Genomic DNA, 25,963 nt, shown 5'->3' on the forward strand with positions numbered 1-25,963 from the left:
CCTTGAAGCGTCCACATTGGCGATAGAGAAGCGATCGGATCATTCGGGCGGCGGGTCATGGGCATTCGGGGGATGATGATGCATCGTGTGGTTGGCGGCGTGATCGCTGGCCTTGTGCTGCTCGCGGCCGCGCCCGCGATGGCCGACTCCCCGGCCGAGCTGATCTCCAGCTTTCGCCTCAAGCACGGTGAGGTCCGCGTCGTCCGCGATTCGACCCTCGACCGCATCGCCATGGACCAGGCCCGCGCGATGGCGGCGAAGGACGACCTCAGCCACGACGCGCTCGGCCCGTTCAACCGGCGCGTCGCACCGGCCGGCGCGGGCCGCGCAGCCGAGAACATCGCCTACGGCTACGACAATTTCGAGAAGACGCTCGGACAGTGGATCGACTCGTCCGGGCATCGCAAGAACCTGCTGCTGCACAACGCCTCCCGCGTCGGCATCGCAAGCGCCAAAAATGCCAGCGGCAAGCGAACCTATTGGGCCATGGTGATCGCGGGCGACTACGAGCCGAAGGGCAAGGGCAAAGGTAAAGGCAAGAACGACGGGGAGCCGCTGGTTGCCGTGAAGCGCGAGGCCGCCCCCGCCAGCAAGCCCAAATCCAGCGGCTGCCACGTCAAGCTGCTCGGCCTCTGCATCTGAGGCGAGATGATTTCAGCCGCGGCGGGCGGCCTCGATCGCGGCGACGTCGATCTTCGTCATCCCCATCATCGCATCGAAGGCGCGCTTTGCCTCGGCGCCACCGGCCGCCAGTGCCTCAGTCAACACCCGCGGCGTGATCTGCCAGGAGAGGCCCCATCTGTCCTTGCACCAGCCACAGGCGCTCTCCTGCCCGCCATTGCCGATGATGGCGTTCCAGTAGCGGTCGGTCTCTTCCTGATCGTCAGTCGCGATCTGGAACGAGAAAGCCTCGTTGTGCTTGAAGATCGGACCGCCGTTGAGGCCGAGACAGGCGACGCCGGCCACGGTGAACTCGACGGTGAGCACGTCGCCGGCCTTACCCGACGGGTAGTCGCTGGGCGCGCGGTGAATGGCGCTCACTGCGCTGTCGGGGAACGTCTCGGCGTAGAAGCGGGCGGCCGCCTCGGCGTCCTTGTCGTACCAGAGGCAAATCGTGTTCTTCGCCATTGCGCGTCCCCTTCGGTTCCAGGCCATCACACCGCCATCCATTGAGAATGGACGGCGGTGCGATGTCATTCGCCTAGATACCCTCTTGAATGCGCCTCACCAAGGCGCCCAATGCCGCGGCCTATGTGACCCGGGGTTCCGCCACGTCCCTGGCTTTCAGGTCTCGCGGAAGCACCGTCAGCAACAACACCGCGCAGAGCACGCACAAGCCGCCGATGACATAGAGCGCCGGCGTCGTGCTGCCGGTCACATCCTTGACCGAGCCGACCATGACCGGGCTGACGATGCCGCCGACCTGCCCCAGCGTGTTGATGAGCGCAATTCCGCTGGCTGCGCCCGCGCCGGTGAGGATCTTCGGAGGCAGCGTCCAGAATGTCGGAATGGCCGCAACCACGCCGGCCCCCAGGATGGCAAGCGCGCCAACCAGGGTGACAACATTCCTGTCGAATGCACCGGACGCGAAGAAGCCCACGGCCGCGGTCAGAACCAAGGCTGCGACAAATTTCGGGCGTTCGCCTGATGCATCCGACAATCGGCCTACGACGATCATGCAGATGGCGCCGCAGATATAGGGTACGGCGGTCAGGAACCCGATCGCGGCTGCACTGCCTCCGCCGGCCGCTTTGATCAGGTCAGGCGCCCAGAAATTGAGGCCGTAGGAGGCGATCTGGATCAGGAAGTAGATGAATCCGAGCAGCAGCACGCCGGGCATGAGCAGCGAGCGCCATGCCGAATGCTCGCCGATCTCGCTCTTCTGGCGGTCCAATTGAACCGAGATCAACCGGCGCTCGTCGTCGCTCAACCATTCGGCCTGCTCGATCCCGTCGTCGAAGCGCAGCAGCACGACGAAGCCAAGCGCAACGCAGGGAATGCCGCCAGCCAGAAACAGCCATTGCCAACCGGCCAGACCGTGCAGCCCGTTCAGATAGTTGAGGATGAGACCCGAGATCGGCGCGCCGATGATCCCCGAGAATGCAGTGGCGAGAAAGAACACGGACGTCATGCGGCCGCGATGCGATTTTGGAAACCAGAGTGTCAGGTAATAGAGAATGCCGGGCGCAAATCCCGCCTCCATGGCGCCGATCACGAAGCGCAGCGCATAGAACTGCCACTCGCTGTGAACGAAGACCATCGCCGCCGTCGCCAGCCCCCAGGAAATCATGATGCGGGCGATCCAGCGCCGCGCGCCGAAACGATAGAGCAGCATGTTGCTCGGCACTTCCAGCAGGACGTAACCAACGACGAACAGGCTGGCGCCAAATCCGTAGGCTGTGTTGCTGAGGCCGAGATCGGCCTGCAGCGCAGCCTTGGCAAAGCTGATGTTGACGCGGTCGAAGAACGCAAAGAAGTAGCAGACGATGATCAGCGGCATCAGCCGCCACGCAATCTTCTTGATGACCTGATGCTCTGTGAGTTCAGTATCGAGGTCGGCAGTCGCCGCCGTGGCAATCGTCATGGTTTCCTCCAATGTGTTTTGAATTTTGATCGTGGTCGCTCAGCCCGAGCGTCGCAGCCGCTCGGGTATGGGATGCAGATCGAGGGGACGGCCGGCCTTGGCGACCTGTCCCGGCACCTCGTGTCCGACCAGTCCAGGCAACCGGAACGAGAGATCGATCAAGCGCTGCAAATCGAGACCGGTTCGCAAGCCCGTCTCGTCGCAGAGATTGACGAGATCTTCGGTACAGACATTGCCGGTGGCGCCCGGCGCAAATGGACATCCGCCGAGGCCGCCCAGCGCAGCGTCAAAGCGGCGCGCGCCGGTGTCATAGGCCGCGAGGACGTTAACCAGCCCGAGACCGCGCGTGTTGTGGAAGTGAAGCGTGAGCATGTCCGCAGGGACCAGCATCAAGACCTCGGCAACCAGCTGCGAAACCTGATTGGGATTGGCCATGCCCGTGGTATCGGCAAGCGTGACGCCGTCGACCCCGAGATCGAGATAGCGCTTGACGATATCGAGCACCCTCTCGAGAGGCTGCAGGCCTTCGAACGGACAGCCGAACGCGGTCGCAACCGTCGCGTTGACCAACGCGCCGCCTGAATGGGCCGGCTTCACGATCTCGCCGAGCGACGCCAGCGACACCGCATGCGTCATGTTCATGTTGGCACGGTTGTGCGTCTCGCTCGCCGACATCACGAAATTGAGCTCGTCCGCACGTGCGGCCAGCGCCAGCTCGGAACCCTTCCGGTTCGGGATCAGCGCCGTATAGATCGTGCCGGGCCGTCGCTCGATGGCGGCGAAGACGTCCGCGGCATCGCGCAGCGACGGCACGGCCGCCGCTGACACGAATGACGAGACCTCAATGCGGCCGAAGCCGATCGCAGAGAGCGAATCGATCAAGCGGATTTTTTCGCTGGTCTCGACCCACTTCGCTTCGATCTGAAGGCCGTCGCGCGGAGCGACCTCCTGGATCAGGATGTCCGGTGGCGTTGCCGTCATTGCACCGCTCCGCTCCGGCGCAGCTGCGCGATGTCACCCGCCTGCATGCCGAGGCCCGCGAGCACCTCGTCGGTATGCTGCCCCAGCGTCGGGCCAGGCCATTTGACGGCGCCCGGGGTGTCGGAGAGCTTTGGCGCGATGCCCGGCATCTTTACGGTGACGTCGCCCGGCAGCTCGGTCGGCAGGATCATCTCGCGGGCGGCGTAATGGGGATCGTCGACAATATCAGCTACGGAATAGATCCGGCCCGCTGGAACATCGGCCACATCGAGGTGAGCGAGGATCTCGTCCATCGTTCGCTCCGAGGTCCATGCGGTGATGGCAGCATCGAGCAAGGCGTTGCTGCGGACACGTCCGTCATTGCTGGCAAGGGCCGGATCGTCGGCAAGGTCCGGCCGCCCGATGACCAGCATCAAGCGCTTGAAGATCGCGTCACTGTTGCCGGCGATCACGACATGGCGCCCGTCGCAGCTGGTATATGTATTGGATGGACTGATGCCCGGCAGGGCGCCGCCGGTGCGGGTCCTGACATGACCCATGAGGTCATATTCGGGGACGAGACTCTCCATCAGGTTGAACACGCTCTCATAGAGCGAGACGTCGACCACCTGCCCTCGCCCCTGCCCCGTCTTGACACGAAGCAGCGACATCAGCGCGCCGATCACGCCATGAAGCGACGCAAGGCTGTCGCCGATGCTGATGCCGACCCGGGCCGGCGGGCTGTCGGGATCGCCGGTGGTGAAGCGCAGCCCGCCCATAGCTTCGCCGATCGCGCCGAACCCGGAGCGGTCGCGATAAGGGCCGGTCTGCCCGTAGCCGGAGATGCGGACCAGTGTCAGGTCCGGATTGAGCTTTGAGAGCACGTCCCAACCGAGGCCGAGCTTCTCAAGGCTCCCTGGCTTGAAATTCTCGATCACGACATCGGCTTGCGCGGCCAGCCGCAGCGCGACGTCGCGGCCGTCAGGCGATTTCAGATCGATCGCGATCGACTTCTTGTTGCGGGATTGCAGGTACCACCAAAGCGAGGTGCCCTGATGCAGCTTGCGCCATCTGCGCAGGGGATCGCCACTGCCAGGCTGCTCGATCTTGATGACTTCGGCGCCGAACTCAGCAAAGAGCCGCGCGGCAAATGGTGCCGCGATCAAAGTTCCGAGTTCGACGACTCGTATTCCGGATAATGGTCCGTCCACGTCTGGCGCTCCTCGATCGTCTTTGATCGTGGTGTCGCCGAGCGCAGGGCCCTAAGTCCAATATCCTTTGATGAACACGCGTTCGCGGATGACGAACGACACGAAGGCCGCAGTCAGTGAGGCTTGGTTCCGGGCGATCGCAGATGATCGAGCATCAACTGGCTCGTCGCCGACAGTCCCGCGGGATCCCTGGCCACCAGCACCAGTTCGCGATCGGCCCAGTCGTCGCTCAACTCGACGGCCGTCAGGTTCATGCCGTGACTGAGGACCTGGAACGCACGGTCGGGAATGAGGCCGATACCCATGCCGGCCTGCACCATCCGGCACACCGCATCAAAACCCGGGACGTGGACCCGCAATCGGATCGACTTTCCGATCTGCTGCGCGGTGTATTGCGAGCGCAGATAGATCGAGCTGGTCGCAAACAGGCCGACATGGTCGTAGTCGAGTGTGTCGGCGAACGAAACGTCTCTTGCCGACGCGAGCGGATGATCGGATCGCACCACGATGACGAGGCGGTCCCGCCGATAGGAGAACCGCTCCAGCCCGCGCGTCGACACGTCGGCCGAGCAGATGCCGATTTCGGCCACGCCCTCCTCGACGCCGCGAACCACATCGGCGCTCGGACGCTCCTGCAGATCGAGCCGCACCAGCTCGTGGGAGCGAAAGAAGCCGGGCAGATCGTCGGGAAGGAACTCGACGATCGACGACAAATTGGCCAGCATCCGCACATGCCCGCGCACGCCGCGCGCATGCTCGGCCATGTCGACGGCGATCTTCTCGACGTTGAGCAGCGTCACGCGCGCATGATGAAGCAGCGATTCACCGGCCGGCGTCAGCGCCATGCCGTTGGGATGCCGCTCGAACAGCGCGACCTCGAGCACCTCCTCGAGGTCATGCATGCGTTTGCTGACAGCAGAGGGCGCGATCGCCTCGCGCTGCGAGGCGCGCGTCAAATTGCCTTCCTCACAAATGGCGATGAACAGCCTGAGGGTCGTGAGGTCGATCCGTCGGGTGATGTTGGTCCTGGGCGTCCCGGTCATTGAGCGGGATTGCGTTTTCTCTTGCATGGTCTGTTTCCCGATCCGGGAAGATATAGCGTTCGAAGTCACCGGGTTTCCCAAAATCCGGGGGGAATGGCCGCCGATCTGGAATCCAATACCAAGATGAGGCAATAATTAGCCATTTTGTTCCAAGCTTCACATAAGCTTGCTCGCGCTCGTCAACGCGCCTAATTCATGGGATCGGGACAGCAGAGGCGGAGACCAGCACTTGATCGACATCGACCGGATACGTTCCGACACCCCGGCCGCCTCCCGCCTCGCTTATCTCCACAATGCCGGCGCGGCCCTCATGCCAACTGCCGTCATCGCGGCAATGAAGGACCACATCGACCTGGAGGGCGAGATCGGAGGTTATGCCGCTGCCGACCGCGAGTCCGATCGGCTCGATGCGGTCTATGGCTCCGTAGCGCGCCTTCTGAATGCCGCGCCCGATGAGATCGCCCTCATGGAGAACGCGACCATTGCCTGGCAGATGGCGTTCTACGCGCTTCCGTTTCGCCAGGGCGATCGGATCCTGACCGCCGAAGCGGAATACGCTGCCAACTACGTCGCGTTCCTTCAGGTCGCAAGGCGCACGGGCGCGATCATCGATGTCGTGCCGAGCGATGCCAGCGGCGAGCTCGACGTCCACGCGCTCGAGCGCATGATCGACGAGCGCGTGAAGCTGATCGCCATCACCTGGGTTCCGACCAATGGTGGATTGGTCAATCCCGCGGCGGCGATCGGCAAAATCGCGCGGGCGCACGGGATTCCTTATCTGCTCGACGCCTGCCAGGCGGTCGGCCAGATGACGGTCGACGTCGACGCCATCGGCTGTGACATGCTGTCGGCGACGGGGCGCAAATTCCTTCGCGGCCCGCGCGGCACGGGCTTTCTCTACGTCCGTCGCGAGCTGCTGCAACGGCTCGAGCCACCGATGATCGATCACTTCGCCGCGCCCTGGGTCTCGCGCGATGAATATCGGTTGCGTGACGACGCGCGCCGTTTCGAGACCTGGGAGAACAATTACGCAGCGCGGCTCGGTCTCGGAGCCGCCGTCGATTACGCGCTCGCGATCGGCCTCGGCCCGATCGAACAGCGCTGCCGGCTGCTTGCGGACCGCCTTCGCGGCGGCCTCGCCTCCGTTCGCGGCGTGACCATTCGCGACCTCGGACGCGCACCGGGCGCCATCGTCAGCTTCACGATGGATGGGTATGAGGCGGACGCCATCGTCAGCAGCGCCGCTGCAGCGGGCATCACCATCGGCGCTTCAGATCCGGCGAGCACCCGCATCGATGCCGAGATCCGCTCGCTGCCGCCGGTCGTGCGGGCCTCCCCGCATTACTACAATACGGAAGCCGAGATCGACCGGCTGATCGGCCACCTCGCGGGTTTGGCGCCGCGATAGTGACGCGCCGCTCAGGTGCAGCGCGCGCTCAAGCCGGATGCACCGAGCTTGGCCATGACCTCGTCGAGATGCGCGCTGTCGCGGGTCTCGATGACGAGCTGAAGCAGCGTCGCCTTGGCCGGCAGATCGGAGAAGGTCCGCTGATGCGAGACCTCGATGATGTTGGCGCCGGCCTCGGCCAGCAGTGAGGCGACGGCAGCCAATTGCCCGGGCCTGTCGGGGATATCGAGCGACAGCTGGGTGAGCCGACCCTCGCGCGCCAGCTCACGCGTCAGGACGGAGGCGATCAGCCGCGTGTCGATGTTGCCGCCGCTCAGGACGAGGCCGACCTTCTGGCCGGCAAAGCGGGACGTATCGGACATCAGCGCGGCAAGTCCGGCGGCGCCGGCGCCCTCGACGACGGTCTTCTCGATCGAGATCAGGGTCGCGACCGCACGCTCGAGCTCGGCTTCGTTCACCAGCGCGATGTCGTCGACGAGGCGGCGGACGATCTCGGTCGTGATCTTGCCCGGCGATTTCACGGCGATACCTTCGGCGAGCGTGTCGCCGCGCGCGGGCAGATTGCCGTCATGGATGGCGTTGTACATCGAGGGGTAGAGCCAGGCCTCGACGCCAAGAATCCGCACCGTCGGCTTGATCGATTTCGCGGCAATGCCGATGCCGCTGATCAGGCCGCCGCCGCCGATCGGGACCACCAGCGTGTCGAGCTCCGGCACCGCCTTCAGCATCTCGAGCCCGACAGTGCCCTGCCCCGCGATGACGAGCGGGTCGTCGTAGGGGTGGACGAAGATCATGCCGCGGGCCTCGCCATGGCTGCGCGCATAGGCGGCCGCCTCCTCCAGCGTTGCGCCCGTCACCACCACCTCGGCGCCATGGTGCTTGGTATTCTCGACCTTCACCATGGGCGTGCCGACCGGCATCACGATGGTGGCGGGAATGCCGAGCCGCTTGGCATGATAGGCGACGCCCTGCGCGTGGTTGCCCGCCGACATCGCGATGACGCCGCGCGCACGCTCCTCCGGAGTCAGCGCGGTGAGCCGGTTCAGCGCCCCCCGCTCCTTGAACGAGGAGGTGAACTGGAGGTTTTCGAATTTCAGCCAGATGTCGCAGCCGCAGATGTTGCTCAGCGTGCGACTGTAGCTGCAGGGCGTCTCGACGACGGCGCCACGGATGGTGTCGGCGGCGGCACGAATGTCGCCCAGAGCGACCGGCAAGCCGCTGAGATCGGGGGACATGTTTTGGGACAACTCAGCCATAGGACAGCATAGAGCATTTGGCCGTTCGAGGCGATAAGCCGGCCGCTATTTGGTAAATTCCCGGGAACGTGAAGCGCGCCACAACGTCCATAGCGTGTGCAGCCGCGACGGGGGCTGCGGCGCAAACGGATTGCGCCCCGGTTGCGACAGGCGCTTGAGGTCACCCCGCACCTGGCTCAGCAGCAGGAACGCTGGCCGTGCCGGCGCCGGCACCTCCGGCAACAACGACAAGGCCGTCGTCAAATGCTGCTCGGCTTCGCCCACGAGCTGGCCCAGCACCGCATGCAGATTTGGGGTCTCCTTGCCGGCGAACACGTCTTCCATCTGGCAGCCATGGGCCGCCAGCAGCTGCTGCGGCAGGAACAGTTGCCGGTGCGCCGAGTCGCGCGGCAGATTCGCAATCACCTGCGCGATGCCCTGGGCGAGCCCGGCATGCCTTGCGACATGCTCGGCCGCCTCCGAAGGTGGCGCCATGACCCGCGCTGCGAGGCCAAACAATGCCGAACAGGTCGCGTCCAGATAGCCCTCCAGAGCCGCCATGGTCGGCATCGGATCGTTGTAGAGATCGAACTGATGCTCGTCGGCGAGTAGCGACAACGGCTCGACCGGCAGGTCGAAATCGCGGATCGCGCGCAATAACTCTGCCGCCACCGGATTGCCCTCGGCGCTGCCGTGGACGTGGCCCGACAGCATGTCGGTCCACCATTGCAGGCGGATTTCGCCGGGCAAGGGCTGGCTCACCTGGTCGCGGACGCGGACGATCTCGACATTGAAGGCATAGAGAGCCAGCAGCGCCTGGCGCTCGGCGGCCGGCGCAAACAGCGTTGCGGCATAGCGCGGAAAGTCATGGCTGCGCACGAGGCCGGCGCAGAAGGCGACGGAATCGGCCGGAGGCGCAGCGCTGCTCATGGCACGGCGATCAGCGCGGCCGCGACGCGGCGCCGCTCGCCGATCATGATGTTGTAGGTGCGCACGGCGGGACCGGTCTGCATCGTATCCAGCACCACCCTCACCGCCTTCAGCGCCTGCCGCAGGTCCGGCGGCGGCAGCCAGACGCCGGTTCCGGTGCCGATCAGAAGCGTGTCGATGCTGTTGGCCGCGGTGAAGACGCGATCCAGCGAATAGCGGTCGATCTTCGTCGGGTCCGTCACGTCCCAGGCCCAGATCGCGTCGGGCAGGCAGAGCAGCGATCCCCGATGCGACATGCCGGCAAAGGCGAAGCCGCCCTTGCCATAGGCTTCGATCGGCGCCGAGCGGGGAAAATGCGGTGCGTTGGGATCGCCGGCCATGTGCTTCGTCCGAATGAGCTTACCGCCCTCGCAAACGCCTGCGAGGGCATGCGGTTCGGATCATGCCTTGTTTTTCTTCGCCGGCGTAGCCGTATCGGGCGCATCTTCGCGATGCTCGCCGACGCCGAGATAGATCAGGATCGGGGCCGCGATGAAGATCGAGGTATAGGTGCCGACCAGCACCACGCCGAACATCATCACCGCGGTGAAGCTGTGGATGGCATGGCCGCCGAACAGCAGCAGAGCCAGCAGCGCCAGTGTCACGGTGAAGTGGGTGATGATCGAGCGCGACAGGGTCGAATTGATCGACTCGTTGAGCAGCTGCGGCATCGGCATCTTCTTGTAGCGGCGCAGCATTTCGCGGATACGGTCGTAGATGACGACGGTGTCGTTGAGCGAGTAGCCCAGAATGGTCAGAAGGGCCGCAATGCTGGTCAGGTCGAAATCGACCTGGCTGATCGACATGAAGCCGATCGTCAGCACGATGTCGTGCACGTTGGCGATCATGGCGCCGAGCGCGAACTGCCATTCGAAACGGAACCAGAGGTAGATCAGGATCGAGACGATCGCGAGCATCAGGCCGAGCATGCCGTAGGCCAGCAGCTCGCCGGAAACGCGCGGTCCCACCACCTCGACGCGGCGATATTCGACGGAATCGCCGAGCGCACCGCGCACCTTCTGCACGGCTTCCTGCTGGGCGGCGTCGCCGCCCGGCTGCTCCGCGACGCGGATCAGGACGTTCTCGGGGCCGCCGAACTGCTGCAGCTGGACCTCGCCGAGATGCAGGCCATCGAGCGTCGTGCGCATCGCGGCGATGTCGGCGACGCCGGACTTGGCCTGCACTTCCAGCAGCGTGCCGCCGCGGAAATCGATGCCGAAATTCAGGCCATGGGTAAAGAACAGCGTGATCGCGACGATCGACAGCGCCGCCGAGATCGGGAAGCTGATCCGGCGGAAGCGCGTGAAGTCGAAATGCGTATCGTCCGGGACGATGCGCAGCGAAGGCAGCAGCCCGAGCGCTGCGACCACGGTGAGAACGGCAATGAGAATGCCAAGCCCGATGAGAACGTAGTGAGTCACGGTCTTAGCTCCTAGATCGGCACGCTCTGCGGCCGCTTCCACCGCACCCACCAGGCCACGATCAGCCGGGTCAGCGTGAAGGCGGTGAACACCGTGGTGATGATGCCGATACCGAGCGTCACGGCAAAGCCGCGCACCGGGCCGGTGCCGATGTAGAACAGCACGGCGGCGGCAATGAAGGTGGTGATGTTGGAATCGAGGATGGTCGCAAGCGCCCGCTTGAATCCGGCGTCGATCGCCGAAATCGCATTGCGGCCGCCCCGCAGCTCCTCACGGATGCGCTCGTAGATCAGCACGTTGGAGTCGACCGCGATGCCGACGGTGAGCACGATGCCGGCGATGCCCGGCAACGTCAGCGTGGCGTTGAGCAGCGACAACAGGCCGAAGATCATGGCGACGTTGATCGCCACCGCGATGTTCGCGAACACCCCGAACAGCCGGTAGGTCAGCAGCATGAAGATGATGACCAGGATCGAGCCGACATAGGCCGCAAGCTCACCCTTCTCGATCGAGTCCTGGCCGAGGCCCGGACCGACGGTGCGTTCCTCGACCACCGTGAGCGGCGCCGGCAGTGCGCCGGCGCGCAAGAGGATCGCGAGATCGTTGGCCGATTGCACCGTGAAATTGCCGGAGATCTGGCCCTGACCACCGGTGATGGGCTCGCGGATGACGGGCGCCGAGATCACCTTGTTGTCGAGCACGATCGCGAAGGGCAGCCCGACGTTTTCCTGCGTGGCCTGCGCGAACTTGCGCGCGCCCGAGGTGTTGAACTTGAAGCTGACGACCGGCTCACCCGTGCGCTGGTCGAAGCTCGCCTGGGCGTCGGTCAGGTCCCCACCGGCGACCAGCACCTGCTTCTTGACCACATAGGGCGTGGGCGGCGGCGAGGCGCTCATCAGCAGCTCGGATTCCGGCGGCAACCGTCCCTGCTGCGCCTGATCCGGCGGCACGGACGCATCGACCATGCGGAATTCCATCTTCGCGGTCTTGCCGAGCAATTCCTTCAGGCGGGTCGGATCCTGAAGACCGGGGACCTGCACCAGGATGCGGTCGTTGCCCTGTCGCTGGATGACGGGCTCGACGGTGCCGAGCTCGTTGACGCGGCGCTCGACGATCTGGATCGACTGCTCGATGGTCTTGCGCATGCGGTCGAGCATCGCAGCCTGCGGGATCGTCAGGCGGATCACGCCGCCACCGGCATCGGTCACCTCAAGGTCGCGCTGACCGCTGGATCCCATCAGTCCGCCCAGCGGCTGGGACAGCTCGCGCAGCTTGGCGAGCGCCGGCTGCACGTCGGATTCCTTGGTGATGCGAACCTCGGCCGCGTCGTTGCGTACGGTCACGCCGCCGGTGAATCCGATCTTGGCATCACGCAGCGTCCGGCGGACGTCGTCGCGGACCTGGTCCAGCCTCTCCTTCTTCACGTAGCTGGAATCGACCTCGAGCAGCAGATAGGAGCCGCCCTGGAGGTCGAGGCCGAGCACGAGCCGGCGCTGCGCCCAGGCTGGCCAGGTCTTGACCTGCGCTTCGGGGAAGAAGTTCGGCACCGCGCAGAGGCACACGATCAGCGCCGTCAGGATAATCCCGAGCGCCTTCCACCGCGTGAAATACAACATCGACTGGACCTGTCAGATCAGGAGATTGGGATGCTCGCGGAAGCGCTCACTTCGACGCGGCGTCGTCCTTGGCGGCTTCCTTGCTATCCTTGGATTCCTTGGCCGGCTCGCCCTTGGCGCGCACGCCGGAGATCATCTGGCGCATCTGCCGCACGCGCACGCCGTCGGAAATCTCGAACTCGATCTGGTCGTCGTCGACGACCTTGGTGACCTTGCCGACGAGGCCGCCCGAGGTCACGACGGTGTCGCCGCGGCGGATGTTCTTCACGAGGTCGGCATGGTCGCGCACCTTCTTCTGCTGCGGACGCAGAATCAGGAAGTACATGATCACGAAGATCAGGGCGAACGGCAGCAGCGACATCAACATGCTGTTGGTGTCGCCGGCGCCCGCGGCCTGGGCAAACGCAGGGGTAATGAACATTCGGACGATCCTCGTGGAAACGGGGGAAAACCGGTCAGGCCCTCAAAGGCGACCGGTTCGGTCAAATTCGCGCGGACTATAGCGGCCATTGCCCCAATTGCAACGCTGCCAGACCGGCGATTTGGCCGCCTTGCGGCGCGCCCTCAGGCCCGATAAGGCTGCATTCTCAGGAACTTCGGACATGCCCAAAAAACCAAGCAAAAGCCCGGCCGGCAAAGGCCCCCGTACCCCTGCCAGGATGCCTGCCCGCGTCGCGGCAAAACGTCCCAAGGCCCCCCCCAAGGCAGTCGATGAGGCAGTCGCCAAGGCAGCCCCGGACCTCTCCCAGGATCGTATCGTCCGCGCGCTGGAGACGATCGCGGCGCACCTCGCCGCCCAGGGCAAGCCGGCCGTCGAACGCGAATCGTTCGAGCGGGCGGACGCCTATGTCTGGCACCCCGACGGCCGCCTCGCTGCGGTGCCACGGGTCAGCCGCGTCGAGCTGTTCCTGCTGAAGGGCGTCGACCGGATGCGCGACATCCTGATGGAGAACACCGAGCGTTTCGCCAACGGCCTGCCGGCCAACAATGCCCTGCTGTGGGGCGCGCGCGGCATGGGCAAGTCGTCGCTGGTGAAGGCGGCGCATGCCAGCATCAACGCGGAGCGCAAACCGTCCGACAAGCTGAAGCTGATCGAGATCCACCGCGAGGACATCGAGAGCCTGCCCGCGCTGATGGAACAGCTTCGCGCCTCGTCCTTCCGCTTCATCGTGTTCTGCGACGACCTGTCCTTCGACGGCAATGATGCGTCCTACAAGTCGCTCAAGGCGGTGCTCGAAGGCGGCATCGAGGGTCGCCCCGAGAACGTCATCCTCTACGCCACCTCAAATCGCCGCCATCTGCTCGCGCGCGAGATGATCGAGAACGAGCGCTCGACCGCGATCAATCCCGGCGAAGCGGTCGAGGAGAAGGTCTCGTTGTCGGATCGCTTCGGACTGTGGCTCGGCTTCCACCGGTGCAGCCAGGACGAATATCTGGCCATGGTGCGGGGCTATTGCAGCCATTTCGGCATTGAGGTCGACGACGAGGCGCTGGAGCGCGAGGCGCTGGAATGGTCGACCACGCGCGGCTCCCGCTCAGGCCGGGTCGCCTGGCAGTTCGTGCAGGAGCTCGCGGGACGGCTCGGTGTAAAGCTGACGGTGAATTAGCGGTCGGATCGCCACCCGGCGACGTGCCGCCCTTCCCCGAAGGGCGCGTGCCTTGCTTTGTCACCATGTGCCGGGTCGGCGTGACGGTACTTTCAGGCGCGGCGGGCAAGATCGCAAAGGAATCGCGCGCGAAGGCGACGCCTGCTACGCGCCGGCACTACGGCCTCGGTGGTGGTCAGCGGAAAGAGCTTCGACGGAGACCAGGTGCCACCGGTTGCCCGCGTGTTGCAAAGAATGACCAGCAAACTGACAAGCCGCAGCTTGATTGCTGCTAATACTTTCTGACGATGGGCTTTGTCGTCGGAGGTGCTCCGGGCGTGGGCGGCGAGATAGAGAAGGTGACCCAGGTATTCCAGCCACGGGGACGATTCTCTGCGGCAAACTCTCCGTAAGCCTTCAAGTTGAGATAGCCCTGCATGTCGCCGACCGGAAAAAGGAATCCGACCTGGGGACCGACGCTAACCACCTGGGACTGGAAGCAGCCGACACGGTCGCCTGAACCGCTGTCGCAGCCGAGCTCCTTGTAGACATAGCCCACGAGGCCAACCATGACCTGCTTCGACAGGAACTGCGATGCACCCCAGTCGAAGTGCATGTCGACGCCGCTCTGATACTGCGTTGTTGTATTCTTGGTATTGTAGGTGAAGCCAAGCACGCCGGAGAATTCGTGGCCGGTCTGCGGATTGAAATAGGTGTAGCCGCCGCCCGCATCGATCGCGCTGTGTCCGATGCCCAGGTTCGACAGGCGGTTGGATTGGTAAGCGCCAACCGGGATGTCGCCGGTGATATAGGTCATGTAGTTGTGGACGCCGGCGTTCCAGCGCAATGAGAATAGCGGTATCAGATCGCCAAAGCCCCAGGTCGTGTCGCTGATGGTGTCGGACCGTGCGAAGGGGACGCTGTTGCCGAACGGCCCCGTGGCCACGCCTGACAAGGTTCCCGCCAGGCTGGTGCCGACGACGCCATAGGCCGCCACCATGGACACCGACGCCTGGCCGCCGAGCACCGGCGTCGCGAATACATAGGTTGGGATCACAAAGCCAAGATCGCCCGTGGCATTGACGTTCAAATTCAGATTTGCATTGAGGGTAACATTGGCCGGAACCCTGTTGAGCGTGAACTCGCGCGCACGCGCGACGTCGGCGCCGGCGGAGACAGAGGTGTGATAGTAGATGTTTGCCAGCGACCAACCCGGCTGCTGCGGCGTGGCGGCGAGACTTCCAAAGAAGCCGGGGACCCAGAAGCTGATGCCGTTTTCATCGGCCGACGCACAATGGGAAAAACCAATGATCGCGGACGTCAAGACGAATGCAGCAACGCCAAGTCTGCGTCGACGTGCTGATTTCGGTCGCTCACTCTGCCCCGCAGCCAGTGCAATGCTCCCCGTCATGTCGCGCCTCGTAAGAAGTGTTGCCTCCGAATAGAATCCGGCGACAGCGTACCCCTGAGGCGACCGGGGCTCATCATGTAAAATTCAACGGGGATAGAGCTGTCGCAAGAAAGATCAATGCTGCGACCAAAGAGCCACATTCGGTAACCCAAGTCCGATCGGGCGCCACGGCAGACCTACTGCAACCCTCTCATGGCTGGAAATGTTGAGTATGCAGTTTGTGCCACTGATTCTATTTTCGGCCCCACACCAACGAGTGAGAAAAAAGCAAGCTCGCGTTGCCGTTCGCCGGCGTCTCTTGCTGCAACGCGATGCCAGCCGTCGTTAAGTCGCATACTGAACCTCACAACTGCCTATTGGTAATCGAGTGTGACCGAGTGCAAAGTTTGCCAGACGATGAACCTCAGGCTCACGCTCGTCGGCGTCGTTCCAGCGTCAGTCTTCGCCGCACCTGTGGCCGCTGGCCCATTCGAGGATGCCGTCGATGCTCACGCCAGAGGCGATCACGCCAAGGCCCCGCGCCTTATTCGTCCGCCGGCCAATGATGGTGACGCCGCAGTCAAATTCAATCCTGGGTTAATGTATGTGGCGAGCCACGGCATGCAGCAAGATAGTGCTGCCGCGATGCTGATGCCCGCTATGGCCACAAATTCCAATGCTTCACTGCCAGATCGCCCGGCGCATTCTCAAACGGGAGACGGTCGCAAAGTCAGTCAGACAGCAATGTTCACTTAAAGAACACGAAGCGGCACGAAGACCCTCAATTTCGTTGTGGCCGAAATGTCACCGGCATCGACATAGCAAGCTAGGCTTGATGCAGATCAAACAAGTTGATTGGTCAGAGACCTCCTTGGTCATATGTTTGCGAGTTGTGGCCGACCTTGAGGAGGCGACAGTGCAGAAAGTTTTCCTCATTTGCATCGCGGCAGGATTGTTGAGCGGCCCCGCTCTTGCGTCCGACCTGCCTGTCAAAGCTCCGATATACAAAGCACCAATCGCGGCACCATTGTATAATTGGGGAGGGTTTTATGTTGGTGCCAACTTCGGTGGGGGATGGGCCAACGGCAGCCTGAACATTCCCGGCAACAATCTGTATGGCGGCCTGACCGAATTCGTTGGAGGCGTGCAGGCGGGCTATAACTTCCAGGCGGGTCACTTTCTGTTTGGTGTCGAAGGTGAGTTCGATGGAGCCGACTTCGGTCATCCGGTCCTTCCTGCTCCGACATTAGCCCTTGTAGACCAGCACTGGATCGGCACCGTGGCGGGCCGTGTCGGCCTCGTGGATGATCGATGGCTCGTATTCGCCAAGCTTGGCGGCGGCTGGGTCAACAGCAGCGCGACTGTGAACCTTCCCGGCGCCGCCTGGAACGGGACCAGCACGAACACCGGCTGGTTGGCGGGCGCTGGCATCGAATACGGCTTCAAGTCGCATTGGACCGTCAAACTCGAATACGATTATCTTGGGCTATCGAACTGGCGTTCTCCCACCCTCCCCTCGGTCGCTTTGAACCGCGACCTTCAAATGGTCAAAGCTGGCATCAACTATAAATTCGAAAGCGGCCTTCCCGCGGAGGCCGAGGCGCCGAAGCATTCCCACGAGCCTTCAGACGACGAAGATCTACAGAAGAAATCACAAAACCCGATCGCGGATTTGGTCAGCGTGCCGTTTCAGAGCAACACCAATTTCAATACCGGACCATTCAATCGCACCCAGGAAGTACTCAACATTCAACCCGTCGTGCCCATGCATTTAAACGATGACTGGAACGTAATCTCACGTACCATCATTCCGTTGGTGAGCCAGCCGAGTCCGTTCTTCGACAGCAACACCAACGGGATTGGCGACATTACTCAATCGTTGTTTTTGTCCCCCGTCCACCCCGGGCCGCTGATCTGGGGCGTGGGACCAGTCTTCACCGTTCCGTCCGCAAACGATCCCATCCTCGGGACCGGTAAATTCTTGGTCGGTCCAACGGCCGTGTTAGTGGTCACGCCGCCACATTGGGTGATCGGTGTATTGCTCAATAACCAGTGGTCGGTCGGCGGCAATCCACTGCGACCGCCCGTCAACGCCTTCCTTGCCCAACCCTTCGCCAACTACAACATGCCGCACGGCTGGTACCTGAACACATCACCCATCATCACCGCGGATTGGCTCGCGGCGTCGGGGGAGCGGTGGACAGTGCCGGTCGGCGGCGGTATCGGTCGGGTTTTCAGAGTGGGTGATCAACCGGTCAACGCATCGATTCAAGCCTATTACAACGTGATACGTCCGACTGGCGCTCCGGCTTGGTCACTGCGAACTACTGTCGCGTTGCTATTCCCGGTTAAATGACGTGGCGGCCTGACGCACAATCAGACGTGCGCCCCGGTGTCCGCAGAGGGGCGTTTGCGTCGGCTAACCGGGCAAACTCGACTTCGATCAAAACGAATAGCCTGCGTTTGTGAGCGCAATGCCGCAGGCGACAAGGATGGTCGGTGTGCAAGTCCGGAATGCGTTGGGTGCGTCTTGCCGGTAACGATGCCCAAGGGCTATGGCCGTCCAGATGGCACTTATGGGTCCTTAGAGGATGTCAGTCGAAGGCAAAGACGCGCTTCCAGTCCTTCTTCATGTCCACGACGGTCCACCTGTTCAGCGCTGCAGCATCGAGAGCGACATCAAGCTTGCCGAAATGTGATTGGCGATCGTAGGCATATTCACGTTCCGCATCGGTATGGTGAACGATCAGGCCGAACCGCGCGCCGCTGGCGCCGAGCGTCGTCCATTGCAGCATTTCGAGATCGCCGTCGGAGTTGCCGAACGCGGCAATGGGACGGCGGCCGATGTGCTCGTTGATGCCGATCGGCTTGCCGGACTTGTCATCGATGAAGTTGATGTCGGGCAGCCGGAAGAGCGTTGGCGCACCGTCCTTGATCTCAAATCGGGTCTTGATCGACGATCCGACAACCTGCTCCGGCGGTATCCCGTAGATCCGCTCGGTCCAGGGCCGCATGAATTCGATGCCGCCGCCTGACACAATGAAGGTCTTGAAGCCGCCGGCCCGGAGATAGGCGAGCAGTTCGAGCATCGGCTGATAGACCAGTTCGGTATACGGCCGCTTGAAGCGGTGATCGCGCGCGGTCGCCAGCCAATCCGTGACAATCTTCTCGAACTCCGCCGTGGTCATGCCAGCATGCGTCACCGCAATCAGTTCGACCAATCCCTTTTCGCCGGATGCCATCACCGCCTTCAGATCGCCGTCCAGCACCCCCGCGAACGGTTGCTTGGTCTTCCATTCCGGATTCATTGGCGCCATAGCCTTTACGCGGTCGAGTACGAAGGCCAGTTGCACATACATCGGCTGTTCGACCCAGAGCGTTCCGTCGTTGTCGAAGGTTGCGATGCGCTGATCAGGCGGTACGAAATAGGGCCCGCCTTGCGTCGTGACACGCGCGACGAAGTCGAGGATTGACGATTTGGTCGCGCCGTCGTTCCAGGACGGAAGCGGATCGCGCTGCACTTGAGCCTCCGCCGTGGTCGAGCGAAGCGAGGCAGAGAGCAACGGAAGCATCGCCGGCGACGACAGCAGGATGCGGCGGTTGACGCCGAACAAAGCCCGAGGCATCGCCATGGCTGGTCCCTTTCAACAATGAGAGCAGGGATTGTGAAGGCCAGAAACGGGCGCTCCAACGCGGAGCGCCCGCTCACCGCACATTTATTTGCTATTTGCCAGCGGGCGAGTGCATGGCCTTCTCGATCTGCTCCTTGACAGCTTCCAGGTTGAAGCTCGCGCCCTTCTGCATCGGTGGAAACTCGATCGCAGTTTGGGCGAGCTTGCCGACCTCCTGCTGCACGAACTGGAATCGCCAGAACTCGTAGGCAAACCAGTTATAGAATGCCCACGACCCCTTATCGCCGCTGGGCAAGTTCGTGCGTTCGAAGGGATCAAGGCGGAGATTGGTGAGGATCGGCCAATCAACCTTGACCGTGCCACCCAACCAGCCGCCCGGCTGATCAGTAAAGCGATACTTGAAGTCGTCGAGGCGCACCGCGCTCAGCGTGCCCTCCGTGAAATAGAAGATCGAGTGGCGGGCAGACGGGCCTTTCCCGGTAATCAGGTCCATCTGGTTGTAGCCGTCGAGGTAGACTTTGTAGGTCTTGTCGCCGAGCTGCTTTCCTTTCCGCAGCTCTTCCGCGATATTCGGATTGCCGACGGCGGCGAGGAAGGTCGGGAACCAGTCGAGTCCGGACATAATGCCGTTCTCGACCTTTCCCGCCGGTACCCTGCCCGGCCAGCGGATCATGCAGGGCACACGGAAGCCGCCTTCCAGCGCAGTTCCCTTGCCTCCCGCGAACGGCGTCTGTCCGCCATCCGGCCACGTGAAGTTCTCCGCGCCGTTGTCGGTCGTGAACACGACGATCGTGTTGTCGTCGAAGCCCTCGTCCTTGAGCTTCTTCATGACGGCGCCGACGATATCGTCCAGTTGGGCGAACCCGCCCTCGGAAACCGACCAACCGTTGTCAGAGTTGCGCATGTTCTCGTATTTCTCCGAGAGGTGGGTGACCACGTGCATGCGCGTCGGGTTGAGCCAGACGAAGAACGGCTTGTTGTCCCGCTTGGCCTTGTCGATGAAGTCGAATGTGATTTTCAGGATTTCATCATCCACCGTCTCCATCCGCTTTGGATAAAGCGTGCCGGCGTCCTCAATCTTTTGCTTGCCGATCTTGCCCCAGCGCGTCTGCACCGTCGGATCGTCAACGTTGGTCGCCCAGGAATGAACCATGTTGCGGGGACCGACTGTCGCCAAGAGCGCTTGGGGGTAGTTGCGGTGGGCCGGATCTTCCATCGCGTCGAGGTGATACAGGTAGCCAAAGAACTCATCGAAGCCGTGCATGGTCGGCAGGAATTCGTTGAGGTCACCGAGGTGGTTCTTGCCGAACTGCCCCGTGGCGTACCCCATGGATTTCAGCGCGGTCGCGATCGTCGGCGCCTGCGCAGGCATTCCGATCGGGGAGCCAGCCTGGCCGACCGTGGTAAGCCCGGTACGGATCGGCAGTTCGCCGGTGATGAAGTTGGCGCGACCCGCCGTGCAACTCGCTTCAGCGTAGTAGTCGGTGAATCGCATGCCTTCCGCTGCGAGCTTGTCGAGGTTCGGTGTCCGGCTTGCCATGATGCCCTGGTGGTAGGCGCCTATGTTGAACCAGCCGATGTCGTCACCCATGATGAAGACGATGTTCGGCCGCTGGCCGGCCGCAGCGGGCGCAGGTGCCGCGGGTTGCTGTGCTTGCGCTGTGGTTGTCAGCCCGACAGCCGTGAGCGCCGAAGCGGCGACGAGCGAACTGCCGCTCAATAATAGATCGCGACGCTTCAATCCTCCGCCGGTTTTCTCCGCAATGCTCTCCAAGTTCCTCGAGTTCTCATCATTGCTCATGATGTATCCTCCTCAGTAGCAGGGTGGGTACGGGTATTACCCGCAGGCGGCGCCATAGCAGGACAGGCACCTGCTGCCGACGCCCCTACCGCGGCCGTCAGCATGGCCCTCTCGACCTGCACCTTGACGACCTCCAGCGTTGCGAGTGGCTTACTGGCCCTCGCGGTGCTTGATCATCTCATCGATCTTCTTTTTGACTGCATCGAGGTTGAAGGAAGCCGGGTCCTGCATCGGCGGATAGTCGACCGCCGTCAACGCGAGCTTCTCGACATATTGCTGCACCAGGACGAAGCGCCAGAACTCACGGGCGAAGAACTCGTTCATGTAGCCAGGGGACCCGGTGTTCAGCGACTCGCCACGCATGATCGACAACCTCTCGAATGGATCCTGTCTGAGATTGGTCAGGAGCGGCATGTCCGTGGTGACTTTTTCACCCGGCCAACCCCAAGGCTGCACGAAGAACGTAAACTTCATATCGTCCAAGCGAACCGCGCCCAGATGCGGGCCGCCGAAGTAAAAAATCTCCTGGCGTTTGGATGGTCCCTTGCCGGTAAGGAGATCCATCTGGTTGTAGCCATCGAGATGATTCTTGTAGGTCCGCTCGCCGAGCTTCACGCCCCTCAGCAACTGAGTGGTGATGTCAGGGTTGCCCGCCGCGGCCATCAGGGTGGGGAACCAATCGAGGCCGGAGAAGATTCCGTTCTCGACCGTGCCCGGCTTGATCTGGCCTGGCCACCGGATAATGCAAGGTACGCGGAAGCCGCCTTCCCCGACGGTGCCCTTGGTGTTCTTGAATGGCGTCATGCCGCCATCCGGCCACGTGAATACTTCCGCGCCGTTGTCGGTCGTGAAGATCAAGATGGTGTTGTTGGCCTCGCCGATGTCGTCGAGATGCTTCATCAGTGCGCCGATGCTGTCATCCATCTGCGTCATGCCGGCTTCCTCAAGACCGTAGTTCGTCTGGCTGTTCTGCATCGAACTGTACTTCTTGGAGAGAAACGTCCAGACGTGCATGCGCGTGGTATTGTGCCAGACGAAGAACGGCTTGCCGTCCCTCTTGGCTTTGGACATGAAGTCAGTGGAAGCCTTGACCAACACCTCGTCGAAGGTCGTCATGTCGTATTTTGGCTTCAGGAACGGCAAGTCGTGCATGTTCGGCACGTTCGACATGTCCGGGAACGGCGGCAGAGGGCCTTCATCGACGATCCTCTGCTTGCCGATTTTGCCCCAACGCGGCATCTCGGTCGAATCCTCCGTGTCGGTGGCATAGCTGTGGATCACGCTGCGCGGGCCGTAGGTGTTGTAGTATTTCTCGTCGATGGGGAACGAGTACCAATACGGGTCCGACATCGCGTCGAGGTGGTACAGGTATCCGAAGAACTCATCGAAACCATGCAGGGTCGGGAGATACTTGTTGAGGTCACCGAGGTGGTTTTTGCCGAACTGCCCGGTGGCATAGCCTTGCGCCTTCAGGGCAGTCGCAAGCGTCGCCGCCTGTGCCGGGATGCCGACGTCGGCACCGGCCTGGCCCACGGTCGTCAGCCCGGTTCGGATCGGCAACTCGCCGGTGATGAAGTTGGCCCGGCCCGCCGTACAGCTGGCTTCGGCGTAATAGTCCGTGAACATCATGCCTTCAGACGCCAGCTTGTCGAGGTTCGGTGTCTTCCCCGACATGATTCCCCGATGGTAGGCGCCGATGTTGAACCAACCGACATCGTCGCCCATGATGACGACGATGTTCGGCCTCCGACCGGCCGCAGCGGGTGCGGCCTGTTGTTGTGCTTGCGCTGTGGTTGTCAGCCCGACAGCCGAGAGCGCCGAAGCCGCGACAAGCGAACTGCCGCTCAGCAGCAGATCGCGTCGTTTCATTCCGGCGCCCGATTGCGGCGCAACGTCGTGGGATTCTTCTGGCGGAAGCTTGTTACTCATGACGTGCTCCTCTCTGTGTTGATGCAATTGGCTCTGTTCGCTTGATGCATCGGAAGCCGACGTCGCTCGTGGAGGTGTCAACCGGCCCGGCGCGGCCTCCTTGATCACTTGCTTGCCATTCCGTTGGCGGGCGCCCGTCGTGGGGCGCCCGCTTCGTCGGATCACACTCGTCGCACGCCGCTAGTCGCTGCGACCGGCAACTTTGGCCTGCTTGACCTGTTGCAGCACCTGCTCGAGGTTGTAGCTCGCCGGGTCCTGCAACGGCGGGAATGGAATATAGGTCTCGAGTTCCTTCAGCCACAGCGCCTGGCCGATGGGCAGCATGTTCCAATCATAGACGTAGGCTGTAGACGGGGAGCCGATCGAGCCGCCCACGCCGATGAGTGTCTTGAATTGTGAACCGATCGAGGTCTCGAACGGGTCTCGCTTGATATTGACGACCTGGGCCCAGTGATAGGGAAGCGCTCCGGAAATAAAGCCCTGCGGCGCGTCAGACACCATCGTGAAGTAGATCTTCCAGTTCTTGTAGCGGACCGCCGACGGATCCTTGCCCGAATAGTAGAAGAAGGTATCGCGCGCCGACTTTTCCGAACGCCCGGAAAGGTATTCGGTCTGATCGACGCCATCGAGCGTTGTCTTCACGATGCCGGGATATTGGCCGGCCTCGATGCGCTTCTTCAACTCGTCTCCCTTTGCGCCGCCCCCGATGTTGACAAACGTCGGCAGCCAGTCGAGTGACGCGAAGATGTCGTTCTTGATGGTGCCGGGCTTGATGACCCCCGGCCAGCGAACGAGCGCCGGAGCGCGCATGCCGCCTTCCCAGGTGCTCAGCTTGCCACCCTTGAACGGCGTGGTGCCGCCGTCCGGAAAGGTGATGGTTTCGGCACCGTTGTCGGTCGTGAACACCACGATCGTGTTGTCGAGCTGGCCCATGTCCTGGAGCTTCTTCAGCACATAGCCGATGTTGTCATCCAGCTGCTTCATGCCGGCCTCGTTGAGGCCCCAGTCCTTGCCGCCGGGCTCGCCGACCATCGCCGCGTACTTGTCGTTCAGCACGGTCGTGATGTGCATACGCGCAGGGTTGTACCAGACGAAGAAAGGCTTGCTCGTCTTCTTCGGATCGTTGCGATCGAGGAAGTCGATGACCTTGGCTGAGATTTCCTCATCGACACCCTTCGATCGCTCGAGCGTCAGCGGGCCCTGGTCGACGCACTGCTGAGTCCTGCCTGTACCATCGGACTTGCACGACAGGATGTTGCGCGGAGGCGTCAGGCAAACCGCCGTTTTCGGATCGACCGCGCCCGGCACCTCCGGAATGCCGGGGATCGGCGTATTCTTGCATGGCGGGGCAACCGTCTGCTGGGTGGGGGTCTTGTTGATGTCCGGGAAGCTCACGCCCTGCATGGCGTCGAGATGGTACAGGTAGCCCCAGTATTCCTGGAAGCCGTGCGCGGTTGGTAGCGCGTCCGTGTGGTCGCCGAGATGGTTCTTGCCGAACTCGCCGGTGTTGTAGCCGAGATCGAGCAGGAATCTGGCAATCGCCGGGGTGCCGGGCCGCAGGTAGGACGGGCTGCCGGGCAGTTGCGGAGGAATCATGCCGGTGCGCAGCGGATGCATGCCGGTGAAGAAAGCGTTACGACCGGCCGTGCAGCTCTGCTCGGCATAGTAATGCGTGAATATCGCGCCTTCATTGCCGATGCGATCGATGTTGGGCGTCTCGCCGACCATCAGGCCGCGATGGTAGATGCTCGGCTGGTAGAGGCCGATGTCGTCCCCCATGATGAAAAGGATATTGGGTTTCTGTGGCGGTTGCTGCGCCACCGCCGGTGTGCTGACTGCCCCGGACAGTGACATCAACATGGTCGCGCCAAGCAGCGAGGCGCAGGACCTCTTGTGGCAACTGGACGTCTTGAACGGTGGAATTGCGGCAATCGGCGGCTTGTTATTGAATATGCAATTCAACATGGCCTCGCTCTCCCGTTATGATGCGTTAGAGACACCTCGCCTGATGCACCGAAATCCAAGGTGGCTCGTGGATGTATCGATCGGCTCCGCATGCCGCGCAGCCGGCCGGTAGCGTCGGCAGTAATTCGGCGCGCACAAATGCGAGCCGCCTTTGATGACCTTGCGTGGAATCTTGACGTTGATCGTTCTGGGGTCGTAGCTATCGGCCTCGCGGCCGCCGCGCGGGTTCTCTGGAATGCAGCAGGCTTTTGCAGCGTCGGCCTCATGCCGAGGCGAGTACCAGTCGGACGTCCACTCCCAGACGTTGCCGATCAGATCGTGCAGCCCGTAACCGTTCGGCGGGAATGCGGTAACCGGCGATGTCCGTTCGTACCCGTCGTCCCCGGTGTTCTGGCGTGGAAATTCGCCCTGCCACGTGTTGGCCATGTGACGGCCCTCGGGCGCAAATTCATCTCCCCATGCGAACTCGGCGCCATCCAGCCCGCCGCGCGCTGCGAACTCCCATTCCGCTTCGGTTGGCAAATCCTTGCCGGCCCATCTTGCGTAGGCGAGCGCATCGCTGAAGGCCACATGCACGACGGGATGATCGTCCAGCCCACGGATGTCGCTGCCCGGCCCGTAGGGGTGCCGCCAGTCCGCGCCTTTGGCAAAGGTCCACCACTGGCTGAAGTCCCGGAGACTGACCGGATACGCGGGCGGAGAGAACATCAGGGAGCCCGCATAGACCATGTGCGGGAGTATTCCGGGATAGTCCTTTGGATCGGGCGGAATCTCGGCAACGGTGACGTGGCCGGTCGTCTTGACGAACGCCTTGAATTGCCGGTTTGTCACTGGATGGCAATCCATCCAGAACGCATCCACGGTGACCCGGTGGACCGGCGCTTCCTCCGGATAGTGCCGATCCGAACCCATGCGAAACGTGCCGCCCGGCACGTACAGCATCCCCTCGCCTGCTGGATGCTGGACCGATTGTCCGGAATCAGGCGACGATTTCGCATCAGCCAGCTTCATGCCGATCTCCGGACCCGAGCGTCATTGGCCTGCGCCGCTACGGAAACGGAATGCCACTCTTCGAGATTGATCTAGATCAAAGGCTCCCGGTTGGGTCATTCACGATGGCGCTGGGTCGCCAGCAAGCCTTGCCATGTCCGCTGCGTCATCAAAACCGAAGCAGATTCAGAACAGTAGGACATCCCACCGACAGCCATCGGCT

Annotated in this window: 22 protein-coding genes; 5 read left to right on the forward strand and 17 right to left on the reverse strand. The window is 62.6% G+C overall.

Translation table 11 applies throughout. The features are described from left to right. The first annotated feature begins 78 nt into the window (after nt 1-78). Nucleotides 79-642: a CAP domain-containing protein gene (locus tag AB7008_RS27275; RefSeq protein WP_248883429.1), complete on the forward strand. Its 564-nt coding sequence runs from the start codon at nt 79-81 to the stop codon at nt 640-642. A 12-nt stretch (nt 643-654) separates the two neighbouring features. Here the strand turns inward: AB7008_RS27275 and AB7008_RS27280 are convergent, their stop codons facing one another. The 5 genes from AB7008_RS27280 to AB7008_RS27300 form a co-directional block, all read right to left on the reverse strand. Beyond that, on the reverse strand, nt 655-1,128 hold the full coding sequence (locus AB7008_RS27280; protein WP_038933037.1) for a VOC family protein: 474 nt from the start codon (nt 1,126-1,128) through the stop codon (nt 655-657). 121 nt (nt 1,129-1,249) lie between these two features. Beyond that, entirely contained in the window at nt 1,250-2,584 is a 1,335-nt protein-coding gene (locus AB7008_RS27285) for an MFS transporter (RefSeq protein ID WP_304489926.1), read from the reverse strand. A 39-nt stretch (nt 2,585-2,623) separates the two neighbouring features. After that, a complete protein-coding gene (locus tag AB7008_RS27290; RefSeq protein ID WP_304489927.1) occupies nt 2,624-3,565 on the reverse strand; it encodes a hydroxymethylglutaryl-CoA lyase in 942 nt (313 codons plus the stop codon). Continuing rightward, the gene (locus AB7008_RS27295) at nt 3,562-4,755 is read right to left on the reverse strand and encodes a CaiB/BaiF CoA transferase family protein (RefSeq protein WP_441259807.1); all 1,194 of its coding nucleotides are present in this window, start codon (nt 4,753-4,755) and stop codon (nt 3,562-3,564) included. The genes AB7008_RS27290 and AB7008_RS27295 overlap by 4 nt, the downstream gene beginning before the upstream one ends. A 113-nt stretch (nt 4,756-4,868) precedes the next feature. Further along, entirely contained in the window at nt 4,869-5,798 is a 930-nt protein-coding gene (locus AB7008_RS27300; protein ID WP_441259808.1) for a LysR family transcriptional regulator, read from the reverse strand. A gap of 229 nt (nt 5,799-6,027) precedes the next feature. Here AB7008_RS27300 and AB7008_RS27305 point away from each other — a divergent pair, with 229 nt between their 5' ends. Then, a complete protein-coding gene (locus AB7008_RS27305; RefSeq protein ID WP_304489928.1) occupies nt 6,028-7,206 on the forward strand; it encodes an aminotransferase class V-fold PLP-dependent enzyme in 1,179 nt (392 codons plus the stop codon). Between the two features lie 11 nt (nt 7,207-7,217). Here AB7008_RS27305 and AB7008_RS27310 read toward each other — a convergent pair whose 3' ends face one another. Genes AB7008_RS27310 through yajC form a run of 6 tightly spaced genes read right to left on the reverse strand, consistent with a single transcriptional unit; the run spans nt 7,218 to nt 12,868 of the window. After that, entirely contained in the window at nt 7,218-8,462 is a 1,245-nt protein-coding gene (locus AB7008_RS27310; RefSeq protein WP_248877726.1) for a threonine ammonia-lyase, read from the reverse strand. 45 nt (nt 8,463-8,507) lie between these two features. After that, nucleotides 8,508-9,371, reverse strand: coding sequence for a phytoene/squalene synthase family protein (locus tag AB7008_RS27315; protein ID WP_304489929.1), 864 nt, complete (start codon nt 9,369-9,371; stop codon nt 8,508-8,510). Continuing rightward, complete coding sequence (locus AB7008_RS27320) at nt 9,368-9,751, reverse strand: Mth938-like domain-containing protein (protein ID WP_028152342.1); 384 nt, start codon at nt 9,749-9,751, stop codon at nt 9,368-9,370. Before AB7008_RS27320 ends, AB7008_RS27315 begins: the two co-directional genes overlap by 4 nt. A gap of 60 nt (nt 9,752-9,811) precedes the next feature. Next, nucleotides 9,812-10,831, reverse strand: a complete 1,020-nt coding sequence (gene secF / locus AB7008_RS27325; protein ID WP_028156120.1) for a protein translocase subunit SecF — start codon at nt 10,829-10,831, stop codon at nt 9,812-9,814. 11 nt (nt 10,832-10,842) lie between these two features. Beyond that, the gene (gene secD / locus AB7008_RS27330; RefSeq protein ID WP_028152340.1) at nt 10,843-12,447 is read right to left on the reverse strand and encodes a protein translocase subunit SecD; all 1,605 of its coding nucleotides are present in this window, start codon (nt 12,445-12,447) and stop codon (nt 10,843-10,845) included. A 46-nt stretch (nt 12,448-12,493) separates the two neighbouring features. Next, complete coding sequence (yajC, locus tag AB7008_RS27335) at nt 12,494-12,868, reverse strand: preprotein translocase subunit YajC (RefSeq protein ID WP_028152339.1); 375 nt, start codon at nt 12,866-12,868, stop codon at nt 12,494-12,496. A 181-nt stretch (nt 12,869-13,049) separates the two neighbouring features. On the opposite strand from yajC, the gene AB7008_RS27340 reads away from it, so the two are divergent. Continuing rightward, on the forward strand, nt 13,050-14,054 hold the full coding sequence (locus AB7008_RS27340; protein ID WP_441259809.1) for an ATP-binding protein: 1,005 nt from the start codon (nt 13,050-13,052) through the stop codon (nt 14,052-14,054). Between the two features lie 271 nt (nt 14,055-14,325). Here AB7008_RS27340 and AB7008_RS27345 read toward each other — a convergent pair whose 3' ends face one another. After that, on the reverse strand, nt 14,326-15,444 hold the full coding sequence (locus AB7008_RS27345; RefSeq protein ID WP_028156118.1) for a SphA family protein: 1,119 nt from the start codon (nt 15,442-15,444) through the stop codon (nt 14,326-14,328). Nucleotides 15,445-15,840: 396 nt separating this feature from the next. On the opposite strand from AB7008_RS27345, the gene AB7008_RS27350 reads away from it, so the two are divergent. Both AB7008_RS27350 and AB7008_RS27355 read left to right on the forward strand, forming a co-directional pair. Continuing rightward, nucleotides 15,841-16,179, forward strand: coding sequence for a hypothetical protein (locus AB7008_RS27350; protein ID WP_441259810.1), 339 nt, complete (start codon nt 15,841-15,843; stop codon nt 16,177-16,179). 160 nt (nt 16,180-16,339) lie between these two features. After that, the gene (locus tag AB7008_RS27355) at nt 16,340-17,779 is read left to right on the forward strand and encodes an outer membrane protein (protein ID WP_441259811.1); all 1,440 of its coding nucleotides are present in this window, start codon (nt 16,340-16,342) and stop codon (nt 17,777-17,779) included. A gap of 238 nt (nt 17,780-18,017) precedes the next feature. Here AB7008_RS27355 and AB7008_RS27360 read toward each other — a convergent pair whose 3' ends face one another. From AB7008_RS27360 to AB7008_RS27380, 5 genes are all read right to left on the reverse strand, one after another. Then, nucleotides 18,018-18,995, reverse strand: coding sequence for an HAD family hydrolase (locus tag AB7008_RS27360; protein ID WP_441261250.1), 978 nt, complete (start codon nt 18,993-18,995; stop codon nt 18,018-18,020). A 151-nt stretch (nt 18,996-19,146) separates the two neighbouring features. Continuing rightward, the gene (locus AB7008_RS27365) at nt 19,147-20,856 is read right to left on the reverse strand and encodes an arylsulfatase (RefSeq protein WP_441259812.1); all 1,710 of its coding nucleotides are present in this window, start codon (nt 20,854-20,856) and stop codon (nt 19,147-19,149) included. Between the two features lie 150 nt (nt 20,857-21,006). Continuing rightward, the gene (locus tag AB7008_RS27370; RefSeq protein ID WP_100214021.1) at nt 21,007-22,785 is read right to left on the reverse strand and encodes an arylsulfatase; all 1,779 of its coding nucleotides are present in this window, start codon (nt 22,783-22,785) and stop codon (nt 21,007-21,009) included. Between the two features lie 180 nt (nt 22,786-22,965). Next, nucleotides 22,966-24,639, reverse strand: coding sequence for an arylsulfatase (locus tag AB7008_RS27375; protein WP_441261251.1), 1,674 nt, complete (start codon nt 24,637-24,639; stop codon nt 22,966-22,968). Nucleotides 24,640-24,765: 126 nt separating this feature from the next. Further along, nucleotides 24,766-25,761: a formylglycine-generating enzyme family protein gene (locus tag AB7008_RS27380; RefSeq protein ID WP_441259813.1), complete on the reverse strand. Its 996-nt coding sequence runs from the start codon at nt 25,759-25,761 to the stop codon at nt 24,766-24,768. Between the last annotated feature and the right edge of the window lie 202 nt (nt 25,762-25,963).

The organism is Bradyrhizobium sp. 521_C7_N1_3 (assembly GCF_052075975.1).
Lineage (GTDB): Bacteria > Pseudomonadota > Alphaproteobacteria > Rhizobiales > Xanthobacteraceae > Bradyrhizobium > Bradyrhizobium japonicum.

Bases quoted from the DNA above. Each gene is read 5' to 3' on its own strand.
- AB7008_RS27340 (WP_441259809.1), top strand. From the start codon at position 13,050: ATGCCCAAAAAACCAAGCAAAAGCCCGGCCGGCAAAGGCCCCCGTACC.
- AB7008_RS27300 (WP_441259808.1), bottom strand. From the start codon at position 5,798: ATGACCGGGACGCCCAGGACCAACATCACCCGACGGATCGACCTCACG.
- AB7008_RS27360 (WP_441261250.1), bottom strand. From the start codon at position 18,995: ATGCTTCCGTTGCTCTCTGCCTCGCTTCGCTCGACCACGGCGGAGGCT.
- yajC (WP_028152339.1), bottom strand. From the start codon at position 12,868: ATGTTCATTACCCCTGCGTTTGCCCAGGCCGCGGGCGCCGGCGACACC.
- AB7008_RS27315 (WP_304489929.1), bottom strand. From the start codon at position 9,371: ATGAGCAGCGCTGCGCCTCCGGCCGATTCCGTCGCCTTCTGCGCCGGC.
- AB7008_RS27285 (WP_304489926.1), bottom strand. From the start codon at position 2,584: ATGACGATTGCCACGGCGGCGACTGCCGACCTCGATACTGAACTCACA.
- AB7008_RS27275 (WP_248883429.1), top strand. From the start codon at position 79: ATGCATCGTGTGGTTGGCGGCGTGATCGCTGGCCTTGTGCTGCTCGCG.
- AB7008_RS27370 (WP_100214021.1), bottom strand. From the start codon at position 22,785: ATGAGTAACAAGCTTCCGCCAGAAGAATCCCACGACGTTGCGCCGCAA.
- AB7008_RS27350 (WP_441259810.1), top strand. From the start codon at position 15,841: ATGAACCTCAGGCTCACGCTCGTCGGCGTCGTTCCAGCGTCAGTCTTC.
- AB7008_RS27345 (WP_028156118.1), bottom strand. From the start codon at position 15,444: ATGACGGGGAGCATTGCACTGGCTGCGGGGCAGAGTGAGCGACCGAAA.
- AB7008_RS27320 (WP_028152342.1), bottom strand. From the start codon at position 9,751: ATGGCCGGCGATCCCAACGCACCGCATTTTCCCCGCTCGGCGCCGATC.
- AB7008_RS27310 (WP_248877726.1), bottom strand. From the start codon at position 8,462: ATGGCTGAGTTGTCCCAAAACATGTCCCCCGATCTCAGCGGCTTGCCG.
- AB7008_RS27375 (WP_441261251.1), bottom strand. From the start codon at position 24,639: ATGTCACTGTCCGGGGCAGTCAGCACACCGGCGGTGGCGCAGCAACCG.
- AB7008_RS27290 (WP_304489927.1), bottom strand. From the start codon at position 3,565: ATGACGGCAACGCCACCGGACATCCTGATCCAGGAGGTCGCTCCGCGC.
- AB7008_RS27365 (WP_441259812.1), bottom strand. From the start codon at position 20,856: ATGAGCAATGATGAGAACTCGAGGAACTTGGAGAGCATTGCGGAGAAA.
- secD (WP_028152340.1), bottom strand. From the start codon at position 12,447: ATGTTGTATTTCACGCGGTGGAAGGCGCTCGGGATTATCCTGACGGCG.
- AB7008_RS27280 (WP_038933037.1), bottom strand. From the start codon at position 1,128: ATGGCGAAGAACACGATTTGCCTCTGGTACGACAAGGACGCCGAGGCG.
- AB7008_RS27380 (WP_441259813.1), bottom strand. From the start codon at position 25,761: ATGAAGCTGGCTGATGCGAAATCGTCGCCTGATTCCGGACAATCGGTC.